Raw genomic sequence first — 7,152 nt, forward strand, 5'->3', positions numbered from 1 at the left:
CGGCTCGAGCCGCTGGTCACCCGCGTCGCCGCGGCGGCCGGTCGCGCGCTGGCCGCGGACGGTTAGCGGAAGTCCATGGTGACGTCGCCCAGCCCGGCGAACTCGGCGCGGAAGCTGTCGCCCGGGGCGGCGTCCATCGCGCGGATCGCGGTGCCCGGCAGGATCACGTCACCCTTGCGCAGACGGACACCGAACTTGGCGACCGTCGACGCGAGCCACCCGACCGAGTTGAGCGGGTTACCGAGCACCGCGTCGGAACGCCCGGACGCGAGGAACTCGCCGTTCTTGTAGAGGGTCGCGTCGATCGCCGCCACGTCGATGTCCGCGAGCCGGACCCGCTGCTCGCCCACCACGTAGCCACACGACGAGGCGTTGTCCGCGATCGTGTCGGGCAGCGTGATCTTCCAGTCCCGGATGCGGGAGTCGATCAACTCGATCGAGGGGACGACCCACTCGATCGCCGCGGCGGCCTCCTCCTGGGAACATCCCTCCGGCGGGATGTCGGCGCCCAGGATGAAGCCGACCTCCACCTCGACCCGCGGGAAGCAGAACCGGGCCGCCTCGATCGCGGTGCCCTCGGGGTATTCCATCGTGTCGAGCAGATGCCCGTAGTCGGGCTCGTCGACGCCCATCATCTCCTGCATCGCCTTGGACGCCAGGCCCACCTTGTGGCCGGTCACCACCGCGCCGGCATCGAGCCTGCGGCGGATGTTGACCAGCTGGATCTCGAAGGCGTCGTCCGGCGTCATGTCCGGATGGTCGTCGGTCAGCGGCGCGATCGGCGCGACGTCGGACTCGGCGTCCCAGAGTCGCTGGGCTAGTGTGGCGCGGGTCTCCTCGTTGAGCATGACGGGGATGCTACCTGGGCCGTCTGGCGCCACGGCGCTCAGTTCTATAACGTGTTCTACATGGCAGATCAGGAATTCGACGTCGTCGTCGTCGGCAGCGGTGGAGCAGGCATGACGGCCGCCCTCGCTGCAGCAAAGAAGGGCCTCAGCGTGGTCCTCGTAGAGAAGGCCCCGCACTACGGAGGCTCCACCGCGCGCTCCGGCGGCGGCGTGTGGATCCCTAACAACTCCGTGCTCCGACGCGACGGCGTCCTGGACACCCCGGAGGCGGCCCGCACGTACCTCCGCTCGATCATCGGCGACGCGGTGGAGCCCGAGAAGATCGACACCTACGTCGACCGCGGTCCCGAGGTCCTGGACTTCGTCCTCGCCAACAGCCCCCTGCGGTTGGAGTGGGTCAAGGACTACTCCGACTACTACCCCGAGGCTCCCGGTGGGCGTCTCGGCGGCCGGTCCGTCGAGCCCAAGCCGTTCGACCTCCGCCAGCTCGGGTCCGAGGCCGACAAGCTGGAGCCGGGCTACGCCAAGGCGCCGGTCAACATGGTGGTGATGCAGTCCGACTACCGCTGGCTCAACCTCCTCCAGCGTCCGCACACCAAGGGCATCAGGCGTTCGATCCGGGTCGCCCTCCGGATGTTCCTCGCCAAGGCGCGCGGGCAGAACTCGGTGGGGATGGGTCGCGCGCTCATCGCCGCGATGCGCAAGGGCCTGCTCGACGCCGGCGTTCCGGTGTGGCTCGAGACCCCCATGACCGGCCTGGTCACCGAGGGTTCGGGCACCCAGGAGCGCGTCGTGGGCGTCACCGTCACCCGCGGCGGCGAGGAGGTGACCCTCCGTGCGCGGCTCGGTGTGGTGATCGGGTCCGGTGGCTTCGAGCACAACCAGGAGATGCGCGACAAGTACCAGCGTCAGCCCATCCCCACCTCGTGGACCGTCGGCGCCGCCGCCAACACCGGTGAGGGCATCGAGTACATGGAGAAGGCCGGCGCCTCGCTGTCCTTCATGGAGGACTCCTGGTGGGGCCCGTCGATCCTGCTGCCCCGCGGCCCCTGGTTCGCGTTGGCGGAGCGGTCGCTGCCGTGCTCCTTCATGGTGAACTCCCGAGGCGAGCGGTTCATGAACGAGTCGCTGCCCTACGTCGAGGCCGGCCACAAGATGTACGGCGGCGAGTTCGGACAGGCACCCGCCGAGCAGGAGGGGACGCCCGGCGAGAACGTCCCGGCCTGGATCATCTTCGACCAGGAGTACAAGAACAGGTACCTCTTCGCCGGTCTGCAGGCCAAGCAGCCGCTGCCCAGGAAGTGGCTCGAGACCGAGAACTTCCACAAGGCGGACACCCTCGCCGAGCTCGCCGACCTCATCGGCGTGCCGGCGGAGGCGCTCGAGCGGACCGCCGAGAAGTTCAACGGCTTCGCCGCCAAGGGCGTCGACGAGGACTTCAGCCGCGGCGAGTCGGGGTACGACCACTACTACGGCGACCCGACCAACAAGCCCAACCCGAGCCTCGGCCCGGTCCGCAAGGCGCCGTTCTACGCCGCCAAGATGGTCCCGGGCGACCTCGGCACCAAGGGCGGTGCGAACACCGACGTCCACGGCCGGGTCCTGCGCGAGGACGGCTCCGTGATCGAGGGACTCTACGCCGCGGGCAACGCCTCCTCGCCGGTCATGGGCCACACCTACGCCGGCCCGGGCGCCACCATCGGCCCCGCGATGGTCTTCGGCTACCTCGCCGTGGAGAACATGCTGGCCTCCGCCCCCACCACCGCCAAGACAGGAGTCTGACGTGCCGATCGACCTCGACAAGGCCCTCGGGGCCGAGCTGCCCTCGCAGGAGTTCTCCTGGACCGCCTCCGACGTGGCGCTCTACGCCCTGTCCGTGGGCGCGGCCGCCGACCCGATGGACACCACCGGGCTCGAGTACGTCCACGACACCGCTCCCAAGGTGCTGCCGTCGTTCGCCACCGTCGCCGCGACGATGAACGTCACCGAGGCCCCCCGCGTGTCCTTCCCGGGCGTGGAGATCGACCTGGCCAAGGTCGTCCACGGCAGCCAGTCGGTGAGACTGCACCGGCCCATCCCGGCGGCCGGAACGGCGACGACGACGACGACGATCGCCGAGATCCAGGACAAGGGCTCGGCCGCGGTGATCATCCAGGAGTCCGAGACGGTCTCCGCCGACGGTGAGAAGCTGTGGACCTCGCGCTCGGGCATCTTCGCCCGGGGCGAGGGTGGCTTCGGCGGCGATCGCGGGACCTCCGAGAAGGTCGAGTACCCCGAGCGGGAGGCCGACCACACGATCGAGGTGGCCACGCTCCCCCAGCAGGCGCTGTTCTACCGCCTCTGCGGCGACCGCAACCCGCTGCACTCCGATCCCGCGTTCGCCGAGGCGGCCGGGTTCCCCCGCCCGATCCTCCACGGCCTGTGCTCGTACGGCCTGGTCCTGCGGGCGGTCGTGGATCAGGTGCTCGGCGGCGACGTGGCGCGCGTCGGCGGCTACGGAGTCACCTTCGGCGGAATCTTCTTCCCCGGCGAGACCATGCGCATCCGGGTGTGGGAGGAGGGCTCGCGACTGCTCGTGGCGGCGACCGTCGCCGAGCGCGACGACGCCCCCGTGCTGAAGAACGTGGTGGTCGACCTCGCCTGACCGGCGCTGGTGGAGCGGCTCAGCAGAGCTCGCGGAACTGCTCCACCAGCCGGAGGCGACCCGGGGCGTTGAGCGCCATCGGGGTGACGGTGAGTGTGGTGGCGCCGGCCTCGCGGAACGCCTCGACGCGCTCGGCCACGTACCCCGCCGGGCCGATGAGAGAGACCGAACGGACCAGTTCGTCGGGCACGGCCGCGGCGGCCTCGTCTTTCTTGCCGTCCAGGTAGAGGTCCTGGATACGGGCGGCCTCGGCCTCGTAGCCGTAGCGGCAGGCGAGCTCGTTGTAGAAGTTCTTGCCGCGCGCACCCATGCCGCCGATGTAGAGGGCCAGGTGCGGGCGCACGAAGTCCAGGTACCCGGGGACCTCGTTCTCCTCGCAGATCGCCAGCGCGGGCCCCGCGTAGACCTCGAGCTCGCCCAGTGACGGATCGCGCTTCTCCCGGCCCCTGGCCAACGCGTCACCCCACGCCACATCCGCCTTCTCGGGATGGAAGAAGATCGGCTGCCAGCCGTTCGCGATCTCGGCCGCGAGCTCGACGTTCTTGGGGCCCAGGGCGGCGAGGATGATCGGGATGTCCTCGCGCACCGGGTGGTTGATGAGCTTGAGCGGCTTGCCCAGGCCGGTGCCCTGATCGGCGGGCAGGGGGATCTGGTACTTCTTGCCGTCGTGGACGACCTTCTCGCGGCGCCACACCTTCCGGCAGATCTCGATGATCTCGCGCGTGCGGGCCAGTGGCGCGTCGTACTTCACGCCGTGGAAACCCTCGACGACCTGCGGTCCGGAGGCGCCCAGGCCGAGGGTGAAGCGACCGTCGGAGACGTAGTCCAGGCCCGCCGCGGTCATCGCGGTGAGCGTGGGCGTGCGGGTGTAGATCTGCAGGATGCCCGAGGCCAGCTCCATGGTGGACGTCTTGGCCGCGAGGTAGCCGAGCTGGCTGACCGCGTCGAACGAGTAGGCCTCGGGGACGAACGCGATGTCCAGTCCCGCCCGCTCGAGGTCGGCGGCCTCCGCGGCCGTCTCGGCGAATCCGCCGCTGTAGTTGAGAGCCATTCCGATGCGCATGCGCGCAACGCTACCGGGGGGCCCGGTCACCCCGGATCACCACGTCGAGCTCGCTCCCGATCCGCACGAACACCCCGACCCGGCGACGCATCGGCGTATCGGTGCGTTCGTAGCCCACCAGCCGCATCCGCGCGTCGGAGGCGACCTCCAGGACGGTGTGCTCGGGCAGGTCGACGTCGGAGGTGGGGACGACGACGAGGTCGGCGGTCCCCAGCATCCGGGCCAGTCGCAGTCGGCGCGTCGGTTCGTCCCCCCGGCGACGCAGCCACCGGCGCACCGCGACCACACAGGCCGCGATCCCCCACGCGACGAGCGGGAGCAGCGCCACGAGCGTGAGCACCCAGCCGGGGCTCACCGCCGCACCGCCACGCGGGTGAACCGCATCGGGTCCAGCCAGGGGCCCCGCTGCACGAGTGCCCGCGTGCCCCCCACCGGTTCCAGGCCCCTGGACCGGGCCGCCGCGTAGACGACCGACCGGGGTAGCCGTAGCTCCCAGGGTCGGATGACCACCTCGTCGTCGTCGCCGTCGAGCCGCACCGCGAGCGCACGGGCGCGCCGACCGTGCCGGCCCCGATACCACCGCGCCGGGTCGATTTTCCGCATGCAACGGATCGTACGGGGCCGTAGGCTCGCCCCCATGGCACCGAAGCCCAGCCTTCAGTCCGAGTCACACCCCGCCGATCCCCGTGCGGCCGATCCGGAGCTCACCGACGACGGGCACGTCGTCGAGCCCAGCGCGGACGACTACCGTCACGCCACCGAACTCGAGATCAACCACGACTGGTACAAGTCCGCGGTGTTCTACGAGGTCCTGGTGCGGGCCTTCTACGATTCCGACGGCAACGGCACCGGCGATCTGCGCGGGCTCATCGAGAAGCTCGACTACCTCGAATGGCTCGGCGTGGACTGCCTGTGGCTGCCGCCGTTCTACGACTCGCCGCTGCGCGACGGCGGGTACGACATCCGCGACTTCCGCACCGTGCTGCCGGAGTTCGGCACCGTCGAGGACTTCGTGGAGCTCCTCGAGCAGGCGCACAGCCGGGGTATCCGGGTGATCACCGACCTGGTCATGAACCACACCTCCGACACCCACGCGTGGTTCCAGGAGTCCCGAGCGGACCCGACGGGCCCGTACGGCGACTTCTACGTCTGGTCGGACGATGACGCCCGGTACCCGGAGGCGCGCATCATCTTCGTCGACACCGAGTCGTCCAACTGGACCTACGACCCGGTACGCGGGCAGTTCTACTGGCACCGCTTCTTCTCCCACCAGCCCGACCTCAACTACGACAACCCCGAGGTCCAGGAGGCGATGATCGACGTCCTGCGCTTCTGGCTGGACCTGGGGATCGACGGGTTCCGCCTGGACGCCGTGCCGTACCTGTTCGAGCGCGACGGCACCAACTGCGAGAACCTGCCCGAGACCCACGAGTTCCTGCGCAAGTGCCGGGCCGTGGTCGAGGAGGAGTTCCCCGGGCGCGTGCTGCTGGCCGAGGCCAACCAGTGGCCCGACGACGTGGTGGACTACTTCGGCGAGTCCGAGGTGGGCGACGAGTGCCACATGGCGTTCCACTTCCCGCTGATGCCGCGCATCTTCATGGCGGTGCGGCGACAGTCCCGGTTCCCCGTCACCGAGATCCTCGCCCACACCCCGGACATCCCTTCCTCGGCGCAGTGGGCGATCTTCCTGCGCAACCACGACGAGCTGACGCTCGAGATGGTCACCGACGAGGAACGCGACTACATGTACGCCGAGTACGCCAAGGACCCGCGGATGAAGGCCAACATCGGCATCCGCCGGCGCTTGGCCCCGCTCCTCGACGGCGACACTAACCAGCTCGAGCTGTTCACCGCCCTGCTCCTGAGCCTGCCCGGGTCGCCGATGCTGTACTACGGCGACGAGATCGGCATGGGCGACAACATCTGGCTCGGCGACCGTGACGCCGTCCGCACCCCGATGCAGTGGAGCCCCGACCGCAACGCCGGCTTCTCCCGCTGCGACCCGGGCCGGCTGTACCTACCGGCGATCATGGACCCGCAGTACGGCTACCAGGGCGTCAACGTGGAGGCGCAGATGAACTCCACCGCCAGCCTGCTTCACTGGACGCGGCGCATGATCCACGTCCGCAAGAGCCACCCGGCGTTCGGGCTGGGCGAGTTCACCGACCTCGGCGGGTCCAACCCGTCGATCCTGTCCTACCTGCGCACGCACGGGTCCGACAGCGCCGGGGCCGACGTCATCCTGTGCGTCAACAACCTGTCGCGGTTCCCGCAGGCGGTGCGCCTGGACCTGGCGGGGTACGCCGGCCGCCAGCCCGTCGAACTCACCGGCGGGGTGCCGTTCCCCGAGATCGACGCCGACCCGTACCAGCTCACGCTGCCCGGGTACGGCTTCTACTGGCTCGAGCTGCGCAGCCCGGAGGAGGGACCGTGATGACCGGACCAGGGACGTCGATCCCCGCCGTCGACGACGACACGATCGCCCGACTGCTCACCGACTGGCTACCCGAGCAGCGGTGGTTCGCCGGCAAGGGGCTGGAACTCACCGGAGTGCGGATCACCCGGCGCGAGGTGTTCCTGGACGATCCCGGGGTCCT

At 69.8% G+C, this 7,152-nt stretch carries 8 protein-coding genes; 4 read left to right on the forward strand and 4 right to left on the reverse strand.

The genetic code is table 11. From position 1 onward, the window contains the following. Positions 1 to 62: 62 nt before the first annotated feature. On the reverse strand, positions 63 to 848 hold the full coding sequence (locus G6023_RS13420; RefSeq protein WP_096906067.1) for a 2-keto-4-pentenoate hydratase: 786 nt from the start codon (positions 846 to 848) through the stop codon (positions 63 to 65). 51 nt (positions 849 to 899) lie between these two features. On the opposite strand from G6023_RS13420, the gene kstD reads away from it, so the two are divergent. Next, on the forward strand, positions 900 to 2,630 hold the full coding sequence (gene kstD / locus G6023_RS13425) for a 3-oxosteroid 1-dehydrogenase (protein ID WP_182635981.1): 1,731 nt from the start codon (positions 900 to 902) through the stop codon (positions 2,628 to 2,630). 1 nt (position 2,631) lies between these two features. Continuing rightward, positions 2,632 to 3,492: an enoyl-CoA hydratase ChsH3 gene (locus tag G6023_RS13430; RefSeq protein ID WP_096906069.1), complete on the forward strand. Its 861-nt coding sequence runs from the start codon at positions 2,632 to 2,634 to the stop codon at positions 3,490 to 3,492. A gap of 19 nt (positions 3,493 to 3,511) precedes the next feature. Here G6023_RS13430 and G6023_RS13435 read toward each other — a convergent pair whose 3' ends face one another. Genes G6023_RS13435 through G6023_RS13445 form a run of 3 tightly spaced genes read right to left on the reverse strand, consistent with a single transcriptional unit; the run spans position 3,512 to position 5,158 of the window. Then, on the reverse strand, positions 3,512 to 4,555 hold the full coding sequence (locus G6023_RS13435) for an LLM class F420-dependent oxidoreductase (protein ID WP_182635983.1): 1,044 nt from the start codon (positions 4,553 to 4,555) through the stop codon (positions 3,512 to 3,514). A 10-nt stretch (positions 4,556 to 4,565) separates the two neighbouring features. Next, positions 4,566 to 4,910, reverse strand: coding sequence for a hypothetical protein (locus G6023_RS13440; protein WP_182635985.1), 345 nt, complete (start codon positions 4,908 to 4,910; stop codon positions 4,566 to 4,568). Continuing rightward, the gene (locus G6023_RS13445) at positions 4,907 to 5,158 is read right to left on the reverse strand and encodes a hypothetical protein (RefSeq protein WP_067711720.1); all 252 of its coding nucleotides are present in this window, start codon (positions 5,156 to 5,158) and stop codon (positions 4,907 to 4,909) included. The genes G6023_RS13440 and G6023_RS13445 overlap by 4 nt, the downstream gene beginning before the upstream one ends. A 34-nt stretch (positions 5,159 to 5,192) precedes the next feature. On the opposite strand from G6023_RS13445, the gene treS reads away from it, so the two are divergent. Together treS and G6023_RS13455 are read left to right on the forward strand one after the other, a co-directional pair. Next, positions 5,193 to 6,989 (forward strand): maltose alpha-D-glucosyltransferase, encoded by a 1,797-nt coding sequence (gene treS / locus G6023_RS13450; RefSeq protein ID WP_182635987.1) that lies wholly within the window; start codon positions 5,193 to 5,195, stop codon positions 6,987 to 6,989. Further along, positions 6,989 to 7,152 (forward strand): maltokinase N-terminal cap-like domain-containing protein (locus G6023_RS13455; RefSeq protein WP_472986444.1); only part of this gene is annotated, 164 nt, incomplete at its 3' end. The genes treS and G6023_RS13455, both read left to right, overlap by 1 nt.

Origin of the sequence: Dietzia sp. DQ11-71, from assembly GCF_014144995.1 — a bacterium.
Classification (GTDB): domain Bacteria; phylum Actinomycetota; class Actinomycetes; order Mycobacteriales; family Mycobacteriaceae; genus Dietzia; species Dietzia kunjamensis.

Excerpts from the sequence above, each read along its gene's own strand:
- treS (WP_182635987.1), top strand. The coding sequence starts at position 5,193 with ATGGCACCGAAGCCCAGCCTTCAGTCCGAGTCACACCCCGCCGATCCC.
- G6023_RS13420 (WP_096906067.1), bottom strand. The coding sequence starts at position 848 with ATGCTCAACGAGGAGACCCGCGCCACACTAGCCCAGCGACTCTGGGAC.
- G6023_RS13445 (WP_067711720.1), bottom strand. The coding sequence starts at position 5,158 with ATGCGGAAAATCGACCCGGCGCGGTGGTATCGGGGCCGGCACGGTCGG.
- G6023_RS13435 (WP_182635983.1), bottom strand. The coding sequence starts at position 4,555 with ATGCGCATCGGAATGGCTCTCAACTACAGCGGCGGATTCGCCGAGACG.